This is a genomic window from Paenibacillus sp. AGC31, from assembly GCF_057334655.1.
Map to the genome: position 1 here is coordinate 1 of NZ_JBHFJH010000047.1, position 21,434 is coordinate 21,434.

23 protein-coding genes, 1 rRNA gene and 1 other annotated feature are annotated in these 21,434 nt (G+C 46.7%); all 24 genes read right to left on the minus strand.

Going from position 1 to position 21,434, the window contains the following annotated elements; translation table 11 throughout:
- Positions 1–277: ribosomal RNA gene (locus ACE04G_RS27820) — 16S ribosomal RNA — on the minus strand; the annotation flags it as partial.
- 549 nt (positions 278–826) lie between these two features.
- Positions 827–2,455: a LysM peptidoglycan-binding domain-containing protein gene (locus tag ACE04G_RS27825; RefSeq protein ID WP_449004653.1), complete on the minus strand. Its 1,629-nt coding sequence runs from the start codon at positions 2,453–2,455 to the stop codon at positions 827–829.
- A 195-nt stretch (positions 2,456–2,650) separates the two neighbouring features.
- Positions 2,651–3,535: a branched-chain-amino-acid transaminase gene (ilvE, locus tag ACE04G_RS27830; protein ID WP_017692630.1), complete on the minus strand. Its 885-nt coding sequence runs from the start codon at positions 3,533–3,535 to the stop codon at positions 2,651–2,653.
- Positions 3,536–3,683: 148 nt separating this feature from the next.
- Positions 3,684–4,556, minus strand: coding sequence for a prephenate dehydratase (gene pheA, locus ACE04G_RS27835; protein ID WP_449004652.1), 873 nt, complete (start codon positions 4,554–4,556; stop codon positions 3,684–3,686).
- A complete protein-coding gene (gene thrB / locus ACE04G_RS27840) occupies positions 4,553–5,521 on the minus strand; it encodes a homoserine kinase (protein WP_221820855.1) in 969 nt (322 codons plus the stop codon). Before thrB ends, pheA begins: the two co-directional genes overlap by 4 nt.
- The gene (gene thrC / locus ACE04G_RS27845) at positions 5,518–6,588 is read right to left on the minus strand and encodes a threonine synthase (RefSeq protein WP_036605915.1); all 1,071 of its coding nucleotides are present in this window, start codon (positions 6,586–6,588) and stop codon (positions 5,518–5,520) included. Before thrC ends, thrB begins: the two co-directional genes overlap by 4 nt.
- Positions 6,589–6,705: 117 nt before the next feature.
- On the minus strand, positions 6,706–7,992 hold the full coding sequence (locus ACE04G_RS27850) for a homoserine dehydrogenase (RefSeq protein ID WP_017692626.1): 1,287 nt from the start codon (positions 7,990–7,992) through the stop codon (positions 6,706–6,708).
- Between the two features lie 61 nt (positions 7,993–8,053).
- A complete protein-coding gene (locus ACE04G_RS27855) occupies positions 8,054–8,491 on the minus strand; it encodes an ACT domain-containing protein (RefSeq protein ID WP_017692625.1) in 438 nt (145 codons plus the stop codon).
- Between the two features lie 228 nt (positions 8,492–8,719).
- On the minus strand, positions 8,720–10,030 hold the full coding sequence (gene obgE, locus ACE04G_RS27860; protein ID WP_076216952.1) for a GTPase ObgE: 1,311 nt from the start codon (positions 10,028–10,030) through the stop codon (positions 8,720–8,722).
- Positions 10,031–10,047: 17 nt separating this feature from the next.
- On the minus strand, positions 10,048–10,845 hold the full coding sequence (locus ACE04G_RS27865; protein ID WP_017692623.1) for a Spo0B domain-containing protein: 798 nt from the start codon (positions 10,843–10,845) through the stop codon (positions 10,048–10,050).
- 90 nt (positions 10,846–10,935) lie between these two features.
- On the minus strand, positions 10,936–11,247 hold the full coding sequence (gene rpmA, locus ACE04G_RS27870) for a 50S ribosomal protein L27 (protein ID WP_017692622.1): 312 nt from the start codon (positions 11,245–11,247) through the stop codon (positions 10,936–10,938).
- 23 nt (positions 11,248–11,270) lie between these two features.
- A complete protein-coding gene (locus tag ACE04G_RS27875; protein WP_449004651.1) occupies positions 11,271–11,600 on the minus strand; it encodes a ribosomal-processing cysteine protease Prp in 330 nt (109 codons plus the stop codon).
- Between the two features lie 14 nt (positions 11,601–11,614).
- A complete protein-coding gene (rplU, locus tag ACE04G_RS27880) occupies positions 11,615–11,926 on the minus strand; it encodes a 50S ribosomal protein L21 (protein WP_017692620.1) in 312 nt (103 codons plus the stop codon).
- 14 nt (positions 11,927–11,940) lie between these two features.
- Positions 11,941–12,025: a sequence feature (ribosomal protein L21 leader region), on the minus strand.
- 56 nt (positions 12,026–12,081) lie between these two features.
- The gene (locus ACE04G_RS27885) at positions 12,082–13,332 is read right to left on the minus strand and encodes an Rne/Rng family ribonuclease (RefSeq protein WP_036605911.1); all 1,251 of its coding nucleotides are present in this window, start codon (positions 13,330–13,332) and stop codon (positions 12,082–12,084) included.
- A gap of 106 nt (positions 13,333–13,438) precedes the next feature.
- Entirely contained in the window at positions 13,439–14,299 is an 861-nt protein-coding gene (locus ACE04G_RS27890; RefSeq protein ID WP_339178851.1) for a M50 family metallopeptidase, read from the minus strand.
- Positions 14,292–15,140, minus strand: coding sequence for a peptidoglycan DD-metalloendopeptidase family protein (locus ACE04G_RS27895; protein WP_449004650.1), 849 nt, complete (start codon positions 15,138–15,140; stop codon positions 14,292–14,294). Before ACE04G_RS27895 ends, ACE04G_RS27890 begins: the two co-directional genes overlap by 8 nt.
- Positions 15,141–15,288: 148 nt before the next feature.
- Positions 15,289–16,083 carry a septum site-determining protein MinD gene (gene minD, locus ACE04G_RS27900; protein WP_053783092.1) on the minus strand — a complete coding sequence of 265 codons (795 nt, stop codon included), beginning with the start codon at positions 16,081–16,083 and terminating at the stop codon, positions 15,289–15,291.
- 3 nt (positions 16,084–16,086) lie between these two features.
- Positions 16,087–16,749 carry a septum site-determining protein MinC gene (minC, locus tag ACE04G_RS27905; RefSeq protein WP_017692615.1) on the minus strand — a complete coding sequence of 221 codons (663 nt, stop codon included), beginning with the start codon at positions 16,747–16,749 and terminating at the stop codon, positions 16,087–16,089.
- Positions 16,750–16,823: 74 nt separating this feature from the next.
- Positions 16,824–17,357, minus strand: a complete 534-nt coding sequence (gene mreD / locus ACE04G_RS27910; RefSeq protein WP_091037552.1) for a rod shape-determining protein MreD — start codon at positions 17,355–17,357, stop codon at positions 16,824–16,826.
- Positions 17,357–18,229 carry a rod shape-determining protein MreC gene (gene mreC / locus ACE04G_RS27915; RefSeq protein ID WP_210109919.1) on the minus strand — a complete coding sequence of 291 codons (873 nt, stop codon included), beginning with the start codon at positions 18,227–18,229 and terminating at the stop codon, positions 17,357–17,359. The genes mreD and mreC overlap by 1 nt, the downstream gene beginning before the upstream one ends.
- A gap of 185 nt (positions 18,230–18,414) precedes the next feature.
- Positions 18,415–19,449, minus strand: a complete 1,035-nt coding sequence (locus ACE04G_RS27920; protein WP_017692612.1) for a rod shape-determining protein — start codon at positions 19,447–19,449, stop codon at positions 18,415–18,417.
- 183 nt (positions 19,450–19,632) lie between these two features.
- Positions 19,633–20,322: a RadC family protein gene (radC, locus tag ACE04G_RS27925; RefSeq protein WP_036673540.1), complete on the minus strand. Its 690-nt coding sequence runs from the start codon at positions 20,320–20,322 to the stop codon at positions 19,633–19,635.
- Between the two features lie 37 nt (positions 20,323–20,359).
- Positions 20,360–20,971 (minus strand): Maf family protein, encoded by a 612-nt coding sequence (locus tag ACE04G_RS27930; RefSeq protein WP_036673538.1) that lies wholly within the window; start codon positions 20,969–20,971, stop codon positions 20,360–20,362.
- A 94-nt stretch (positions 20,972–21,065) separates the two neighbouring features.
- Complete coding sequence (locus tag ACE04G_RS27935) at positions 21,066–21,308, minus strand: DUF4321 domain-containing protein (RefSeq protein ID WP_036605903.1); 243 nt, start codon at positions 21,306–21,308, stop codon at positions 21,066–21,068.
- Positions 21,309–21,434: the final 126 nt, after the last annotated feature.

Below are 21,434 nucleotides of genomic sequence, written 5' to 3' on the forward strand. Positions count from 1 at the left end.
GCCGTTACCTCACCAACTAGCTAATGCGCCGCAGGCCCATCCCCAAGTGACAGATTGCTCCGTCTTTCCAGTTTCCTTCAGGCGAAGAAAACAATTATTCGGTATTAGCTACCGTTTCCGGTAGTTGTCCCAAACTTGAGGGCAGGTTGCCTACGTGTTACTCACCCGTCCGCCGCTAACTATCAGAGAAGCAAGCTTCTCTTCAAGTCCGCTCGACTTGCATGTATTAGGCATGCCGCCAGCGTTCGTCCTGAGCCAGGATCAAACTCTCCAATAAAGTATTGAAAAGAGCGATAAGCTCATTTTGAATCTGACGAGATTAAAAATCTCATTTGTGCTCCAGTCGATTCAAGCCAAGGCTTGTTTCAAACTTTCGCGTTCATTCTGCAAGCAGAATGTTTACTCACTCGTTGTTCAGTTTTCAAAGATCAAACTTGTTTCATTATCTCTTGTGTTTCCCGTGTCAGCCGTGTGTTTCAGCGGCGACTTAAATAATATATCATACGGCTGAATGTAATGCAACAGTTTTTTTCATTTCTTTTCTTTAGTAGTTTTGCATTAGCTAAAGCTACCATATCCGTTCCCTATCTTGTCCTATCATAATAGCTTACGCTCATAGGGTACAAATATTTTAACACATTTATGAAAGGGTTTACAACAACTTCTCAAAAAAATGCTCTTTATCATTTCCAGAACAGCTGTATCTCCGTAATGCGAAACTCAATGTTTATTAAGGAAAGCGGGAAGCCTCTCTCCATTACAGAGCAGACTTCCCACTAAATAAAACATGCACCTGACTTTTTCATCAATCGCAATCCGCGCTAGGTTAGTTTTGTATCCATGGATTACGACGCTTTTTATCGGATTTCCGTTGGTTAGAAGGAGCTTCACCCTCTCTGGATGTTTTCCCGGACACGGATACTTTGGATTTATTCTTCAGAGGAGCCTTGGTTGTTCTGCGTTTTGCAGCTGCCAGCTTATTCCCTGCTTGCTTGGACTTCCCTTCCGAATCTGATCCAACCTCTTCAATTGCTACCTGACTTAAGTTAGCGTCTTCACGCCCCCCTTTTTTACCACCCCTTCCTTGCCCATGAGGAGGATACATTTCACCAAATGCTCCAAGCGGAGACGGCGGAACCATGTTCTGAGTAGGATACGGATTCTGATAAGCATACTCAATAGGCTGGTTTGGCATCGTGGATGTGGACATTTCAGGCGGCATACCGTACGAAGGACCATACATATTCCAAGCCGGATCCTGATAACCATGAGAAGGATAAGTATACTGAGGCATATGTGTATGTGAGCCACATCCGCATGGAGGGTACGGAAGCATTGAGTATGGAGATATGAAAGGCGGCTGATGATTCATATGACCAGGTGCTGCATACGTCGGAAATGGACTATTCACTTCGGCAGCTGGCGCAATCGGAAATGAGTTGTTTTGCATTGCTGCGGACAGATTCGGCATAACGTTATTGTGGTTATAACCCTGTTCCGCACCAGTCCACGGACTGTTTGGCAGATCACTGCTACTATAAGGACTAACTTCCGGAATCCCCGGAAACGACGTATTGTTACTCGCTCCTGCCGTGTACATGTCTTGCTGCGCACCATACACCTCTTGTGCAGGAACCGGGATTTGAACATAAGGGTGTTCGGCTGGCGCATGATGCAACTTATTACCACAACCACAAGGCTTTTTCGTTGCTGGTGCAACCTCAGTTGGAGACTTTGTATTAGGCATTACAGGCAAAGGCGTAATTTCAGGCGAAAGATTAGGCATTGTATATTTCTTGGATTCTGCTACCGGTTTTACATGAACTTCGGTTTTAACCTCTTCTTTTTTGTGCGTTTCCTTTTCCGGCTTCACTTCAGGAAGCTCTGGTAACTGCGGCAGTACCTCCAGTTCCGGCATTACATTCGGCATTACCGGATTGGTAGGTGGTGGAGCAGGCACCGGGACCGGAACAGGAACCTCTGCTACCGGGGCAGGGGGAGTTGGCGTAACTGGAGCCGGGGGCTCCGGTTCTTTGACTCCCGTATATTCCTTACCTTCAGGTGACAACTTTTCATGAGCAGCAATGTTGCCGGCACCCGGATTAGATGTGCTGTTTCCTTGTGCGTGCATAGATGGAATGTAAACTGTCTCCCCCACCAGCAGAGCGTTCGGATTTTTCAACTGTGGATTGGCATTGACCATATCTTTTAAAGGAACTCCCCAGGCTTGTGCCAACTTCCATAACGAATCTCCTTGCTGCACCTTGTGACTGTGGAGCACACCCTCCGGCTTCGGTGTTACTGGCTCTGCAGGGATTTTGACCTTCATGCCAATATCCAGCTTGTCGGGATTTGTGATTTGCGGATTAGCCGCGATCAATTTGTCCAGCGCTACATTGTATTTTTGGGACAGCAGATATAATGTGTCGCCTTTTTTCACCATGTGTATTTTCACAGGGAACTAACCTCCTAGACGTCATACTTGGGCAGTACATTCGCCCATACCGTTACTACATCCTATGCAGAAACCGGGCTAATGACATCAACTAAACAAAAAAAATCCTCCTGTCTCTAAAATCCCCATACACCAGGTATGCAGAATTTTATCGGACAAGGAGGATTCCTGTTCCCTATGTTATGCAATTCTAACTTAAGATTCCCACACTTTATATCCATCTTTGTCAACAATCTGACGAAATGCTTCCAGCAGTCTCAGCGTTACTGGACCTGCTACCCCCGTGCCAATTGTTCTTCCATCCACTTCATATGCAGCGATAACTTCTGCAGCTGTCCCGGTGAAAAAGACTTCGTCTGCGATATACACATCATGCAGGGTGAATGGCACTTCTTTTAATTCAAGCTCCAGTTCGCCACATAGATCGATAATCGCTTGACGTGTAATCCCTTCAAGTGCTCCGAGATAACAAGGCGGCGTGTACACTACACCATTTTTGATGATGAAGATGTTATCACTTGAACCCTCAGTAACGTAACCTTGGGAGTTCAGCATGATTGCTTCACCAGCACCTGAATAGTTAGACTGGATTTTAACCAGTATGTTATTGAGATAGTTCAACGATTTAATTTTTGGATTCAATGCGTCCGGAATGTTCCGGCGTTGGGATACCGACACGGCTTTCAATCCAGTAAGATACGCTTCCTCGGGATAGATCGCCAATTGCTCCACGATGATGATTACGGATGCCTTAGGGCAACGTAACGGGTCCAACCCCAGATTACCAGGGCCGCGCGATACAATAAGACGAATATAACCATTACGCATATCATTGCGGCGCACCGTTTCAGCCATGACTTCCAGCATCTCATCAATGGACAGCGGAATGTTCAAACTGATGGATTTCGCCGAATCATACAAACGATCCAAGTGGGCCTTACATCTGAAAATATTTCCGTTATAGATCCGAATACCTTCGAAAATCCCGTCTCCATACAAAAATCCATGATCATATACCGAAACGGTTGCGTTCTCCTTGGTCACATACTGACCATCCAAATAGATCCATTGTTCTGCCACCGATGACTGCACCTCCATAAAATATCCATTCACTGTACTCCGAAACGTTATTAACCCGTCCATTGTACACCAAATGACAAGCCATTACTCGCTCATTCTATCCCGACTTATGACAACCTTCTAACATTCCCAAACACCACCAGGTCAATTATCTTGAAGGATATGTATAACAAGGATAGCTACCCAGAACGCGCACCTGACAATTCAATGCTTCAATCTCTGCCATGGCTGCGGTAAGCAATACCGAATCGACCGTTTCCACAACATCAATGTAAAAATAGTAACTGCCCAATCGTTTCTTCGTTGGACGAGATTCGAGACGGGTCAAGTTCAGCTTCCGCCATGCAAAAGCCGACAATACCTGATGCAACGCACCCGGTGCATCTTCTGGCAATGTCACCAGCAAGCTGGTTTTTACATGATCCGGTTCACGTGGAATGTTCACAGGTTCATGGCCGATGAGCACAAAACGGGTGTAGTTGTTGTCATGATCTGTAACCTTTTCAGCCATAATGTCCAATCCATGCTTCTGAGCAGCAAGCTTTGTACCGATCGCCACCCAGCCTTTACCCGGATTTTTTTTCACAATTTCAACAGCTTCAGCCGTACTATTCACACCTTCAAGGTCTGCCCCAGGCGAATGCAGCCGAATAAAATTCTGACACTGCGGAATAGCCACAGGGTGAGACATAATCTTGGTGATTCTACCAAAGTCATACTCGCCACTCTCTGTCTTAAATTCCGAGCCATGTCCAATAACATTCTGGATGGAGGGGTATACCCACTCTGCTTGCATCGGAATATCCACTTCATTCACAAGCCAGTCCATATGAAGACTAACGGAGCCTTCAATGGTATTCTCAATCGGAATAACACTGTATTGTGCCTTCCCGCTATCCGTTGCTCGAAAAACATCCGAAATCAGCTTGGAATGAAGCAACTCTAACGGTTCACCGTTGAAAAGGAAATCAATTGCCTCATGAGAGACTGAGCCTTCAGGTAATACTGCAATTCGTTTCATGCATTAACTTCCCCTTTGATTCTGTCCAGAAAAGGACGTTCGTCTTGATCAGGCAGCACGGTTACACCGTCCAAATCCGGATCGAGCCACAGTGCAGAAGCAGATATGCCCTCCCGCTCCATGGTGTCCAGCAAATATTGTTCCAATCCTGCTTTCCGGGTGTCATGACGATCTACCAAAGTCAATACGGTCGGTCCAGCTCCGCTCAGGGCAGCTCCCAACGCTCCATGATCGACGGCATGTTCCAATATCTCAGCCATGCCTGGCACCAATGATGCCCGATATGGTTGGTGAATTCGATCTGACATCGCCTTCTGAATCATATCCAGTCGTCCACTCGCCATAGCGGCAACGAGCAGCGAGGATCTGCTAATGTTATGCACCACATCAGACATGCCAAATTGCTCTGGAATTACATTCCTTGCTTTTGAAGTAGACAGCTGGAATTCAGGTACAATAACCAAAGCCTGCAGATCCTGGTGTGGTTCAATACGTATATGATCTACCTGTTGACCATTCCATGCAGCCGTAATAATACCGCCATACAGAGATGCTCCAACATTATCAGGATGCTTCTCGAGGGATGTGGCCATATCCAAAAGCTTCGCATCGGATAAAGGAGCACCAATTAATGCATTAGCCGCTGCCAATGCCCCAACGATGGCTGATGCACTGCTCCCGAGTCCCCGCGTAAGCGGAATATCCGAATACATGGAAATCTCCAATTCAGGGACGGATACCCCAGCTTCATTGAATACCATCTGTGCCACTTCGTAAATCAAATTCGATTTATCTGTTGGCAGGCCTGTCAAATGATTGCCGTGAAGATGAAATGACGTCTGCTCGGCAGGTTTCATTTCCAACCAGGCATACAAAGACAATGCCATGCCCAGGGTATCAAACCCCGGACCGAGATTGGCTGTGCTTGCAGGTATTTTTACAGTTACCTTTTCACGCAAACTCATACAGATTGCTGCTCCAGTTGTGCAATGGCCGCCATTACCGCTTCTTCCGTATCTTCAACAACAAGTGGCTCAGTCGCTACTGTTTTGATCGCAATATTAGGATCTTTCAGGCCATTACCTGTCAGTACACAAACTACAGTCTCTCCGCCTTTAAAGTACCCTTCACTCTTCAGTTTGTATACACCAGCAAGGGAAGCCGCAGAAGCAGGTTCAGCAAAAATTCCTTCCCGAGAAGCAAGTGTACGATACGCTGTAAGGATTTGTTCATCCGTTACATAGTTGATCTGTCCACCAGATTCCTCAGCTGCAGCTACTGCCGTTTTCCAGCTCGCCGGATTACCGATTCGAATTGCTGTTGCTACCGTTTCAGGTTCAAGGATCGGCTCACCTTTGACTATGGCCATCGCACCTTCTGCTTCGAAACCAACCATACGTGGAAGCGTGTTGGATTTACCTGCCTCTTTATATTCTTTGAAACCTTTCCAATAAGCCGAGATATTACCCGCATTACCGACTGGAATAGCCAGAACGTCAGGCGCTTCGCCAAGTTGTTCAATTACTTCAAACGCTGCTGTCTTCTGTCCTTCAATCCGGAACGGATTCACAGAGTTTACAAGCGTGATCGGATGTTTGGCTGTGATCTCACGCACAATCTCCAGTGCACGGTCAAAGTTACCATTGATCGCTATCACTTTAGCTCCATAGATCATGGCTTGGGCCAGTTTACCCAGTGCAATGTTGTTATTCGGGATCAGTACGATACAATTGAGGCCACCACGTGCGGCGTAGGCCGCTGCAGCTGCTGACGTATTACCTGTGGATGCACACATGATCGTACGGCTGCCCTCTTCCATAGCTTTGGCAACAGCCATAACCATACCGCGGTCTTTGAAAGATCCCGTAGGGTTCAAACCTTCGTATTTGAAGTAAACATTTAAACCGAGTTCCTCAGACAGATTCTCTGCATGAATCAACGGTGTATTTCCTTCCTGAAGCGTAAGCAGGGGTGTATTTTCATTAACTGGAAGGTGCTCTCTGTACGTTTGCAAAAGTCCTTGATATCTCATTATGGGTAAACTCCTTTATGTTTTATTAATCTGAAATGATGACCTGTTGAACCGGATATGATTAACTTGTACGTTATAACTGAAATAATTGAGATGCCGTATGGGATATAAGAACTATTATCCTTCGACCCGGTAGACACTCTTAATGCGGCGAATGACGCTGAGTGATTCAAAATGTTTTAACACTTTATCCATGCTTGCCTTACTTGCATTATGTGTAACGATAATGATCTCGGCATCCGGGTTGTGCTCATTCGGCTGTTGAACAACCGACGCCAGACTGACATCATACTCTGCGAAAATTTGTGTGATTTGTGCCAACACCCCGGCTTTGTCGTCTACGTGTAGTAAAATAAAGTTTTTCGACACGATCTGCTCGTCGCTTTGTAGTCGCTTAATCTTATAAGGCACAATTGCTTTGAGACCGTTCACGCCAAGTTTAAGGTTTTTGGTAACCGCCACAATGTCAGCTACAACCGAAGTTGCCGTTGGGAGTTCTCCCGCACCCGCACCGTAGAACATTGTCTCCCCTACAGCTTCACCGTGTACATATACTGCGTTGAACACACCGTTGACTGAAGCAATCGGGTGATTCTGTCTAACCATTGTCGGCTGAACGCTGATTGTGATCTCATCGCCAATACGGTCCGCAATACCAAGTAACTTCATCTCATAGCCCAATCTTTTGGCATACATAATGTCTTCACGAGTTACGGAGGATATTCCTTTAACGGTTACATCCTTCAACTCCACATTGGTGCGGAAACCGAGTGTACTCAAGATCGCCATTTTGCGAGCTGCGTCAAGTCCCTCCACATCGGAAGTTGGATCGGATTCGGCGTATCCCAGAGCCTGTGCTTCAGCCAGTACTTCTTCATAGGATGCACCTTCCTGACTCATTTTGGTCAGAATAAAGTTCGTTGTTCCGTTCACAATCCCCATAATGCGGGTAATCCGGTCAGAAGAGAAACCTTCAATCAGCGTACGAATGATCGGAATCCCTCCAGCAACACTCGCCTCATAGAACACGTCACATTGTTTTTCCTGTGCCTTCGCCAAAATCTCTGTACCATGCAGTGCCATGAGATCTTTGTTTGCTGTTACGATATGCTTCCCACGTTCCAACGCTTCAAGAATATACTCCTTCGTCTGATCAATGCCGCCCATGACTTCAACGATGACATCAATATCCGGATGACGAATGACTTCCCAAGGATCTTCCGTAAGCTTGGCACGGTCTACAGCAATAACACGTTCTTTCTCTGTATTTTTCACTGCGATCTTCTCGATGACAATCGGCGATCCAACCTGACTGCTCAGATCCTCCTGATTCCCTTCCACAATGCGAACGACTCCCGTTCCGACAGTTCCCAGACCCAACAATCCGACTTTTACTGGTTTCACTAACGATCTACCCCCTAATGTCTATTCTTGTCTGTCAGTCCTGTATGTTATTAAAGCCTAATTACCCTTGGCCTACTATACGTGTGCGTCTTACTCCAGGCATATCTTGCATTCGATCCAGCATTTCACCAATTTCACCATGAAGATGTGTCGTTTCCACTGAAATGACAACATTGGCTCTTCCCTGAAGCGGGATACTCTGATTAATCGTGAGTACATTAGCTCCATAACCAGCTACATGTCCAAGCACACGAGACAAGATACCCGACTGATGCTCCAAGTCAATGGAGATCGTTACAATTCTCTCGCGCTCAAGCTGGTTGATCAGATGTATTCCATCCTTGTACTTGTAAAAGGCACTCCGGCTTAATCCGACCTGTTCAACCGCCTCATGCACTGTTTTAACATCGCCAGAAGCCAGTAGTTCTTTTACCTGCATGGTCTTCACCACTGCCTCTGGTAAAATATCTTCCCGTACTAAGTAATAGCGTTCGTTCACAGAACGTCCTCTCCTCAAAGACTCATGTATTCATATAGTGGACATTATATAGGATCTATGACAAAAGGGCAATACATGACACGCCTATTTTTTGAAATACGTTCCTCACAGTATACAAGTTTATCCCTCTCCCATGTCAGGAAAAAACAAAAAAACGCAGAGTTGCGGGTCAAATTCCCACTTCTCTGCGTTCCTATATCGATCTGTCTCTCCACGGAAGACAGCTACTTAATAGTAACTGCTGCCTTCCACGAATTCGAATTCAAAGTCTCCAATACGCACGATGGTGCCTTCTACAGCTCCGCGCTTACGCAACTCAGCGTCCACACCCATATAACGAAGTGTACGTGCGAGTTTCAGTATAGCTTCATGTGAGTTCAGTTGCATCCGTTTCATCATGCGGTCAATCTTGGCACTTTCGACAACGAACATTTCATTCTCACGCACAATTTTGAAACCATCGTCTTCTTTTTTGTCCAGACTGTATACTTTACGTTCAGATACATCTGCTACCTCTTCAACCACACGCTCGTCTGGAACCTGATCCAGCAGATCAGCTGCACGATACAGAAGTTCTTGAATCCCTTTCCGGGTCAAGGATGAAATTGGCATCACTTCAATATCAGGTTGAACTTCGCGAACTTGCTGTAAAAATTGCTCCAGGTTCGCTTCAGAGTCTGGCATATCCATCTTGTTAGCTGCTACAATTTGCGTTCTCTCGGCGAGAAGCGGATTGTATAACTTCAATTCGTCATTGATTTTCTGCCAGTCTTCAAAAGGATCGCGTCCTTCTGAACCCGACATATCTACGACATGAACAATAATACGAGTACGCTCAACATGACGCAGGAACTCATGTCCCAGTCCGACTCCTTCATGTGCACCTTCAATCAGTCCAGGCAAATCGGCCATAACAAAGCTTCGGCCTTCTCCTACACCGACTACACCCAGATTCGGTGTAATGGTTGTGAAATGGTAAGCACCGATCTTTGGCTTGGCTGACGAAACGACAGAAAGCAATGTGGATTTCCCTACACTCGGGAAACCAACCAGACCAACATCTGCCATAACTTTCAGTTCGAGTACGATGTAACGCTCTTGTCCTTCTTCACCGTTCTCAGCAAGTTCAGGTGCAGGATTGTTCGGTGTAGCAAAGCGGATGTTACCCCTTCCGCCCCGACCACCACGAGCAATAACAACCTGTTGACCGTGACGTGTCATATCCGCCAGTACTTCTCCACTATCTTCATCCAATATGATAGTTCCTGGTGGAATGCGCACAATCATATTCTCCGCGTTTGCACCATGCTGACTTTTATTACGTCCCTTCTCACCACGTGGGGCCTTGAAGTGACGCTGGTAACGGAAATCCATCAACGTACGCAAACCTTCATCCACGCGGAAAATGATGTCAGCTCCTCTGCCTCCATCGCCCCCGGCAGGTCCGCCGTTTGGTACATACTTCTCACGACGGAAAGAAATAATTCCGTCCCCTCCGTCTCCGGCTTTTACATAAATCTTCGCTTTATCTACAAACATTGGTTAACCCCTTCTTCCTATATTCCACACGGCATTCTGAATTGTATAAACGTATCCTCAGACGGAAACTGCTCCGTTCTGACTTTTTTTCCTTTGAGTACGGCAGTAAGCTGCCGCAGTGTTTCCGGATCGGGTGTTTGATCCCCGTCCAGTCGGACAACCACATCTCCATGATCCTGTCCGAAGTTCAAGGTCAGTTTGCGAACCTCTCCCCAAGAAGACCGGCCCCCGCCATATTGATAGGCCCTGATTGCATCCGCAATCGCCCCGGTAAGTGACTCGCCATCCTCGGGAGAGACCAGAGCACTAAGCTGCAACTCATCTTCTATTTCCACATGCAATTCCAGCGCAATTCCACTGGCACGAAAAGACTGAAGATAAAATACGAGGGAAGGAATGCCTAATCTGGAGATTCGGCTTTCTTCTGTAACCCGCTCTTTTATTCTTTCCACACATTGCAAGGATTTATCAAGTTTGCCCAGCCGAAGATATCCATATAACACCTGAAGGTCGTTCATCCAGTCGTGTCGATGATGATTTAATGAAGCAATTGCCGTTTTTTCCATGGATTGTATGATGGCTCTGCGTTCCGCCTCCGCCTGTTTCTTCATCGCATTCACAGAAATGAGCAATACTGCGACGGACCACAATGCGCACACGACGCTTGAGATCATCGCCGGATACAACATAACGAAAACCAAAGGAATCAGAAGTGAACATGCCGCAATCCACGGCACTCTTTTCCAAGATTTCATGGCTTCTCCCCGTTCTACAAAACTCGGTTGGTCTACACCCACCGTAACCAAGTATAACATGTCTTTTCTGCCAGTTCATTATCGAATAACCGTTGAATACAAAAAACCTTCGGCAAAAATGCCGAAGGCTCCTTAGGCGGAATGCCGATATTACGCTTCTACTGCTGCTGCTACAGGAGCAACATTAACAGGATAGATGCTTACTTTTTTGCGATCGCGTCCCCAACGTTCGAATTTTACAACGCCGTCGATTTTCGCGAACAAAGTGTCATCTTTACCGATGCCAACGTTAGTTCCTGGGTGAATTTTCGTTCCGCGTTGGCGAACGAGAATGCTACCACCAGTTACAGTTTGACCATCAGCACGTTTAACACCCAGACGTTGAGCATTACTGTCACGTCCGTTCTTCGTGGAACCTACACCTTTTTTCGATGCGAATAACTGAAGATTTAATTTCAACATGATTGGTTGTCCTCCTTCTTTGCTTATTTGAATTGCTGTATTTTAATATACTTCCCGTATGACTCTGCAATATTAGAGAGCATAACCACCATGGATTCGAGTAACAATTGCACCTGGGACCAGGTTTCCCCTCTCTCTAACATAGGTAAAGAACCGCTTAAAAAGCCATTCTTCATCCTGGCATCCATTTCGACACCGGTCAATGTTTCAATCGAGTTCACCGTACCCACTGTAACAGCGGATACCCCGGCACATACGATGTCTTCTCCCCGCTTGGCAAAATTAGCATGCCCTTCGATGGAAAAACGCTCGATGTTCCCGTCCTCATCACGAAAGATTTGAACGATAATCACTTATCGCACCTTCTTTACGCTTTGATTGTTTCGATAGTTACTTTAGTGTACGGTTGACGGTGACCTTGCTTCACATGGTAGTTCTTTTTAGGTTTGTATTTGTATACGATAACCTTTTGTCCTTTGCCATGTTTCTCCACTTTAGCCGTTACAGTAGCTCCAGAAATCAATGGTGTACCTGCTGTCAAACCTTGATCGTTAGATACAGCTAGGACACGGTCGAACGTTACGCTTTCGCCATCGTTCGCAGTCAATTTCTCGATGAACAGAACATCGCCCTCTTGGACTTTGTACTGTTTGCCGCCTGTTTCAATAATTGCGTACATTTGCCTTGCACCTCCTCATGTCTCAGACTCGCCCGTTCTCAGGTGACAGTATCCTTGCGGAACTGTTCTTATACCCGGCCAGTGCGGTTACAGCATGTGCAAGACCATTAGGCTAAACACATACTTGAAGATTATATCACGCAATATATCAAAAATCAATGCAAAGGTGAAATATATCTTTTCCCCGTACCATGGCAGGAAGAACACGGCTCCACATAGGGTAACGTACTTTCTTCCCGCACTTTCTTACGGGTAAGTTCGAGCAAACCCAGCTTGGTCCAACCCATTACAAACGCTTTGGTCCGATCCTTCTTAAGCTCACCCTCCAAGGTTGCCGCGACTTCATGCCGATTCGAGGCTTCCTCCATATCAATGAAGTCGACAATAATCATGCCACCAATATCCCGCAGGCGCATCAGACGGGCAATCTCCACTGCTGCCTGTATGTTGGTCTCTGTCACGGTCTCTTCCAGACTGTCACCGCCAGCTCCCGTATATTTGCCTGTGTTCACATCCACTACCGTCAGAGCTTCGGTATGATCTATGACAATGTATCCGCCTCCGGGCAACCACACTTTCCGGGCAAAATCCTTATTCAACTGTTCCTGCACACCATAGGCAGCAAAGATGGATTCTGTTCCCCGATACACCTGTACTTTGGGTTGGTGACCAGGACTAATCTCTTCGAGCAATGCTTTTACCTCACGGGCTTGTCCTTCACTATCAGTGATGACTTCGTCACTCCCTGGCGTATACACATCTCTGATGATTCGCTGTACCATGCTATGATCCCGATGCAAGAGGCTTGGTGAAGGCAAACTGTCCGCTTTTTCACGAATCAGATACCACTGCGCGCGTAATGTTTCCAAGTCCGACTTAATGGCTTCATGCTGCTCTTCTCCAGATACGGTCCGAATAATAAGTCCTTCTTCATCCCGCCTCAGTTGCTCCCCAAGTGCCTTAAGACGGGAACGATCCCCTTCACGGGCAATTTTCTTGGATACCGCTACATAGTCAGCAACAGGCATGTAGACAAGCCAACGGCCCGGGAGTGAATAATGAGTCGTCACCCGGGCTCCCTTGCCTCCTACCGGTTCTTTCAGAACCTGAACAATGACTTCCTGACCCGGACGAAGCAACTCCGAGATGGAAGGCTTCACCTTGGGCTGTTTCTCCAGATGGGGATGCAACACATCGTCCACATAGAGGAACGCATTCTTTTTCTGACCAATATCCACAAAAGCAGCTTGCATACCTGGTAACACATTCACGACCCGTCCCTTGAAAAAGGAACCCAGCAGTCCACGATCACGTGTACGCTCTGCCGTAAATTCCACAGCTTTGCCTTCTTCCAGAAGCGCCATTTGCATGAGGTTATGTTCATTATGTACTATCATTTGTTTCATGGCTTCACCTCTAGAAGACAATTCAAATCATCCACATCCATTTCAGTATCTTTTCAATTCTCATTGTACATATATTAACCCATTTCAGAACAGGTCCACCAGAACACTACAATTTATCACCATTTTGTTGAAAATAGGAACCGATTATCCTTTGCTCAGGCAAGACGGCCATAATTCGCCCCTGTCTGTTCATCACGTATACCATATGGTATCTTTCTCTCTTTAATAGACGCAAAATAGTGTCCAAAGGTTTCGCCGGAAATGAGATTATTGGCTGCGCCAAACTGCCAGTAGCCGCGTGACGAGCGAACGCGCCTTCCCGATTCATGAGAAAACGGATGAAGCGATAGGGCACATTTCGATAATCCGTTACGTTCGAATAGAACAAAAAAAGGCCGATTAACAGAATGTTGAGCGGTAGGCCGTAGTCGCCAGTAAACCATCGGCTGATAGCATATAAAATAACCCCTACGCTACACAGAATGCTAATTCTGTAAGTCCACATTAAAGTTGTGTAGTAGGGTGCCCACAGACTGACAAGCGCCTGAACAATTTTACCTCCGTCCAGAGGAAGTACAGGCAGCAGATTAAAGAGAGCAATGAGCAGGTTCCCCTGAATGATATAGTTGAGAAATACCGGATCGCCCAGATTGCCATACTGCAACAGCATAACCACGCCAACCATCAGGATGTTTTGTAATGGACCAGCCAGAGCAATCATGATTTCCCGGTAGGCCGTGATTGTACCTCCATCTTCGATAACCGCTACTCCTCCAAAAGGGAGCATCTGGATTGACAAAACACGATAGCCCAGAAGGGCAGCAGCCGTAGCATGTCCACATTCATGAATGAATACGATGGCAAACAACGTAATAAGTTCAATGAAATGTCCAGTCAGAAGGGAGGCCATCATAATAATTACAAAAAACGGATGAAACGTAATGCGGACTCCCCACACCCTAATCAAGGGCAACAACTTCCGCTGGGTCTACGTACTCCTCCCCCTCTTTGACTGCAAAATAGAGCGTGGCCGGTTGTTCACCACCCGTAGCCTTGAGACTCCCCACCAGATTCCCTGCTTCCACCCAGTCATTCACGCTCACTTCACTTTCGTTCAGACGACCGTATATTGCCGTGACATTGCCTGTATGCTGGATGACAACTGTGAATCCACTTGCTGCATCGCCGATAACCTCCATGACACGCCCTGCATCAGAACTTGCGACCTGTATAAGTTCTGCACCTGCGGCATCCGGAACGATCTCAATTCCCTTCATGCTCAGCGCGAATGGCTGAACCACTGTGCCTGAGATCGGTTTGCCCAATAACTGCCGAATGCCTGAACCATTGACAGCATCCGTCGTATGTCCGAGGACTGGAAGAAACGAAGGCGTTCCTCCAAAATGCCGTTCATACCAAGCCGCTGCTGAGGCAAAATCCATATCTCGATGGAGTGCATCCGCAATTACTGTTTTGGTTGATGTCGTCCACGATGTATCCAACTGAAACAGACCCCATACTCCGCCAAATATCAAAGCGCTAATGACCGTCCGTTTGAGAAGTGACTTGAACAGGTTGAATCTCGAATGCCCCCCTGGAACAAAATGACCATTCTCTTTTTTCCACAACCATTCCGGATCTCTTTCCTGTATCCCCTCACTAGGCGTAAATGGTTTTGGGTTAATGATCTCATTCTTGTCCAAAAGTGAACCTACTTTTTGCTCCTGTAAGACCTCCACAGTGGCACCATCCATCAATCGCCGGATGCGTTCTTCTCGTCTCTGCTTGATTCTGAGTTTCGTGTTCATGAAATGTCCTCCCGCCGAGGCTTGTTTACTACATCCTATGAAGAGGCGCTTGATAATATGAACAAGCCTGCCCGCAGGTAACAAAAAAAGCCGGGCTATATGCCACGGCTGTCATGTAATTGCTTAATGAATAAGTTCGTTTAACGAGTTAACCCATTCCGAAGAACTTTTTGAACCGAGTGAAAGCTCCCTTTTTCTGCTCCAGCTGCATTAATGGGACCGTATCTCCCAGAATGCGTCGTGCGATATTTCGATACGCAATCGCCGCAAGTGAATCCGGATTCATGACCGTAGGTTCTCCTGAATTGGCAGCTTTGATGACCAGTTCATCATCAGGCACAATGCCGATCAAGTCAATATTAAGTACTTGTAAAATACCATCGATATCTAACATGTCACCCGATTTAACCATATTATTGCGAATTCGATTCACCACCAGCTTTGGTGATTGAATGTGCGAACTCTCCAGTAGGCCGATGACACGATCCGCATCACGTACTGCAGCATTTTCCGGTGTAGTGACCACGATGGCCTGATCTGCTCCTGCTACCGCATTTTTGAAACCCTGCTCTATGCCGGCTGGGCAATCAATAATGACGTACTCAAAATCTTTTTTCAATTCAAGGATAATATCCTTGACCTGTTCTGGCGACACTGAGTTTTTGTCTCTCGTCTGCGCTGCAGGCAACATGTATAATTCTTCGAAACGCTTGTCTTTGACCAAAGCCTGATTCAGACGGCAGCGGCCGTCCGCAACGTCGCACAGATCGTAAATAATACGGTTTTCGAGTCCCATCACGACATCCAAATTACGAAGGCCGATATCGGTATCTACCAGACAAACCTTTTTGCCGAGCAGCGCCAGCGCTGTCCCGATGTTTGCCGAGGTGGTTGTTTTACCCACGCCGCCTTTACCCGAAGTGATCACGATCGCCTCTCCCATGAGCTACACTCCTTTAAACACATTAAAATCTCGGCGTAACCGAACGATATTGCTCATTTTGTCTATCTGCATCTGATTGTCCTGTAAGTAAGCAAATTCCATTCCGGTCTCTCGGCTCTCCCATTCATCGGGAGGACGACTGATGATATCCGCAATCCGTAGCTGCGTCGGTGCAAATACCGAAGCGGCAATGATCGCTTCCTCGTCCCCGCCAATTCCGGCATGAGCCATACCTCTGAGTGAACCCAACACATATATATCTCCGGTACACGTCACTGTGCCCCCCGGATTGATATCCCCAAGAAACAGGAGATTTCCTTCATGATGAAGCACCTGACCTGAACGCACCATACCACACATGGTTACAATCGGCGGTGGTCCTTTAACCTCCGGTTGGAGTGCAGGTGAGTCGATGGATCGAATAAGCAAATTCCCTTTTTGCTTCAATATATCGAGGATTGCTTCTTTCTGGTCCTCTGTCACTTCGCGGGCACCCAACTTGATATCCACATGAACAATCGGTCCGGTCAAAATATTTTGATGGCTGTGTTCCAGCTTATAGCGGAGCTCATAGAGCAATTCCTCGAATTCACATTGATCGTCCAACAGGAAAACCAGGCCGTCTCGGATGCCTTTAATCGTTACGTGATTCGATTTTACCGTCATAAGCCTGTCCCTCCCATCTCATTACATTTCGTGCCCGGGGCCCCAAGTTCCTGCTTTGCGCTCCATAAATGTATTTAGGAAGCTTCTTCTGTCTTGCTCCGTCTCTTGCCGATCCGCTCCAGTTGTTTCCGAAGCGGGACATATATGATCAAGGCAAACACAAAATGAATGAACAAATTAGGAATCATGTATTCAATCAACGCCCAGTCAAAGGTCACGTGGTTAAGTTGGAAGAGCTTGTACAGGAAAAATAGCATGGTGTCATTAAGCAGACTTCCCAAAATGACAACCGATACCATAACCGGCAGTGGTGCACGTGGTGCTTGAAAAATGAGTCCCATCATGTATGCCGATAATCCCATCGAGAATCCATAAGGTCCAATCATCTCGCCGTAGAATACAACGTCATGCAATAGTCCAAAAAATATACCGAGTACTAGTGCCGTGTGACGATGATGATATACAGCGATAAACAAAATTACGATATAGACCAGATTGGCAGAAATACGCATGTGCCAGCCAGAAGGGATGAGCAGCGGCAAAATTGTGCCTTCCGCAATGAACAAAACGAATAGTAACAGGAACAAAACTTGCTTGCGTGTTACCATTATTCTTTTACCTCAGGCGGGATAATGACAATCAGCTCTTTCCAGTCAAGGAAGCTTGCGTATGGTTCGATAATCGCAGTCCTTGTTAAACCGTATTCCCCAACTTCAACCTTCTCCACTTTACCAATCCGCATGTACTTCGGAAAATTGTTAATAATTCCGGAGGAGATAATCTCATCATCCTCTTTGATATTAGAATCCTCTGAGATTTTGGTCATCTTGAGCATGCCCGTCTTCGGATCGTAACTCTCAATCATACCAAACACTTTCTCTTTACCTACTGCCGTTGCTGCAATGGCATTGGATGTTGGATCATTGGCATCCATGGACGTTAACAGATTAACCGTTGATGTATAGGAGCTGACATGACTGATCACGCCGACCAGCCCTTCCTGGGAGGTAACGGCCATCCCCGGCTTGATTCCCGCATTTTCACCGATATCAATGTTAATGGTTCTGCTGTTTGGATCCGAATTGGCACTGATAACCTGAGCAATTCGTGAACCGTAATTATAGCGATTCTTCTGTTCTTCTGTGAAATTGAGCGCTTTCTGAAGTTGCTCATTCACTTGCTCCATATCATTATACTTCAGCCGATCTCGGGTATAGTGACCCATCGCGATGCGGAGCTCTTCATTCTCTTCATATACCGTACGCATGTTCGCTACATCTTTGAAAAAGCCCGCTACATAGGAAGCGGGCTTGTAAAATACGTATTGTACAAATCCAACTGAATCCTTCAGGAATTTCTCCGGCCAGGATAGAGTGGTTCGCGGACTGAGCGTAAAGCCCATTAACGCGATAAATGTAACAAGGCCCACCAGCAAAACAAAAAGTCTTTTGTTGCCTAGCAGTTTAAACAGTTCGAACACCCTCTAACATCCATATTCTCTTCCGAGCCATGCCCGGCGGGGAGACTGTCAGACCTGTAGTCCCTGCGAGAATATCAGCCGATCCTCCCCTGTTAAGCGGGTAATAGCTCATCCCCGGGGTTAACCGGGTCCTCTATAAAGATATCTTGCCACTTGGTCGCTATGCCAAGTTAGGCAAATACCAATTAACGTTTGGAACGAACTGCCGAACTGCTTCTGCTTTTGAACAAATGAATATTCTCTAGCGCTTTACCTGTTCCGATTGCTACACAATCCAGCGGGTTCTCAGCCACAATGACAGGCATTCCTGTCTCACCAGCGAGAAGCTTGTCCAGGTTACGAAGCAATGCCCCACCACCTGTAAGAACGATACCCCGATCCATGATATCGGCAGCAAGTTCAGGCGGGCATTTTTCCAGTGTTACTTTTACCGCTTCAACAATTGCATTCACCGTATCAGCCAGCGCTTCACTGATCTCGTCCGAAGTAATCGTAATGGTCTTCGGCAGACCTGTTACAAGGTCACGTCCACGAATTTCCATCGTTTCTACTTGTTCCAATGGCATAGCTGATCCAATATCCATCTTCAATTGCTCTGATGTACGCTCACCGATCATCAGATTGTATTGGCGTTTGATGTACTGGATAACGGATTCATCCATCTCGTCACCTGCAACACGAACCGAACGGCTCGTAACAATACCACCAAGAGAGATAACAGCCACTTCTGTTGTGCCGCCACCGATATCTACAACCATACTACCCGTTGGTTCCCATACAGGCAGATCTGCACCGATTGCAGCTGCAAAAGGCTCTTCAATTGTATAGGCTTCACGTGCTCCGGCCTGTTTGGTTGCATCTTCAACCGCACGTTGTTCTACTGCCGTGATCCCGGATGGTACACATACCATTACGTTTGGATGACGCTGGAACATGGAGCGTTGTTTCTGAGCTTCACGGATGAAATATTTGATCATCGTTGCCGTTGTATCAAAATCGGCAATAACGCCATCTTTCATTGGACGAATGGCACGAATGTTACCTGGTGTACGTCCAATCATTTTTTTGGCGGCTTCACCTACTGCCTCGATGCTATTTGTATCTGTCCGTATAGCGACAACCGAAGGTTCTCGCACCACAATTCCTTTTCCTCGTACATAAACCAACGTATTTGCTGTCCCCAAGTCAATACCCAAATCTTTCGTAAAACCACCAAACATAACATAATCTCCTTTTCTGCCTCATATAGCCGCTCCATTCTGATCCAGAGCGTAATAATTTTATTCCCACGCAATACGTGGAGCTAATATTCGCATTTGTTTTTTTGCATTTGTAAAGTGAACCTATCTTTTACGGACAACGCCGTTAACATTCATAGGAAAACATCAACGCCAACCATTATATTATACTAAGCCCTTCTCCTTCAAACTTACGTACGTTCCATCTCCGATAATAATATGATCAAGCACGTCAATACCAACAATAGCGCCTGCTTCAATCAGTCTCTTGGTTATTTGGATATCCTCCGGACTGGGCGTAGGATCACCACTCGGATGGTTGTGTGCGCACACAATCGATGCGCTGCTGCATTTGATGGCAGCCCGGAACACTTCACGTGGATGTACAATCGAAGCGTTAAGGCTGCCCATGGAGAGTGTTTCCTGGGCAATAATATGATTTTTGCTATTCAGAAAGAGACACACAAAATGTTCTTTTTGCAAATAACGCAATTGTTCCATCAGGATATCAGCTGCATCACGCGGTGTACGAATTGAAGTCGACTGTGTGAGTCTGCTTTTGGCAATCCGATGACCCAGCTCAATGCCAGCTTTCAATTGCACAGCCTTGGCATTGCCAATCCCTTTCATCGCGGTCAGTTCTTCCAGACTCAAATCCATCAACGAGCGAATGCCACCCGCTTCGGCCAGAATCCGCTGTGCCATATGCACCGCGGATTCCTGTCTTGTGCCTGTTCGAAGTAAAATTGCCAGCAATTCAGCATGGCTTAAGGCGCCCGCCCCGTATTCCATCATGCGTTCTCTCGGGCGTTCTTCCTGGGGGATGTCGCGCATCATGTATTGAGGCGACTCCATATGTTCCCTCTTTTCATTTCACAACATTTGGCTTCATTCATGTTCGTGGCAACACATGTACGCCGAACCCGTCCAACATATCACTTAGCAAAGATAGCGGCAAGCCAACCACATTAAAATAACATCCTTCAATGCGGTCGATCAGTGAAGCACCAATGCCCTGAATGGCATATGATCCTGCCTTATCTGAAGGCTCACCTGTCTGCACATAAGCACGGATGGTCGCATCCGACAGCTCTTTCATCGTTACATCGGTCTGGCGGTAATGAACTAACGACTGTCCATTGCCCGCATCAATACAAGCAACGCCCGTAAACACCCGATGTACGCGGCCCTGCAGCCGGGATAACATACGTTCAGCATCCGCTTCGTCTAAGGGTTTGCCTAGAATCTCACCATCCAGAACAACAACGGTGTCACTACCAACAATAATGGCTTCCTGCTCGCGGCCTTCAAGCCCGCGATACACGGCAAGCGCCTTGCGCAAAGCAAGTTCCTGTACCGTCTGTTCAGGTGTCCACTCTGGTGGTGTATCTTCATTGGCATGACTTGGTATTACATCAAACGCTAGGTGGAGTGATGCGATCAGTTCTTTGCGCCGAGGCGATGTGGAGGCCAGAATAATAGGGCGCTGTTGTGTGTTATCCAAAATGAACGGCTCCTTATGCCACGGCAACATCCTGTCGGGATCACGATAATAGATGTCACTGGTTTAATTTTTTTCGTCATAACTCGTCATTCTCCTACAGTCTGCGATACAGCCACACAGCGGCAATCATACCGATCAGACTCAGAAGGCTCATTTGAAATTGAAGTGAAATATTATAACTGATAATATCCAAATCAGCCTGTGGCGACCAACGTATGGTCGTGGCTTTCGTAAGAAAGGCTACTGCCTTTACAGGCTGCAGTGCCTTGGCGATCCACGCTCCGGCCATCCAGCCGAGCAGCAGAAACAGCAATAACATGCCGAAGTTTTTTTTCATCGGTAATCTTCCCTCGCCATTTTTTGACACCCACATTATTATACGGGGTTTTGTACGTCAATACAAACACAAATCCGGCAAGGGGAACTATTTCCAGTTCCTTGCCGGATGGGTATTTCCAAGCGT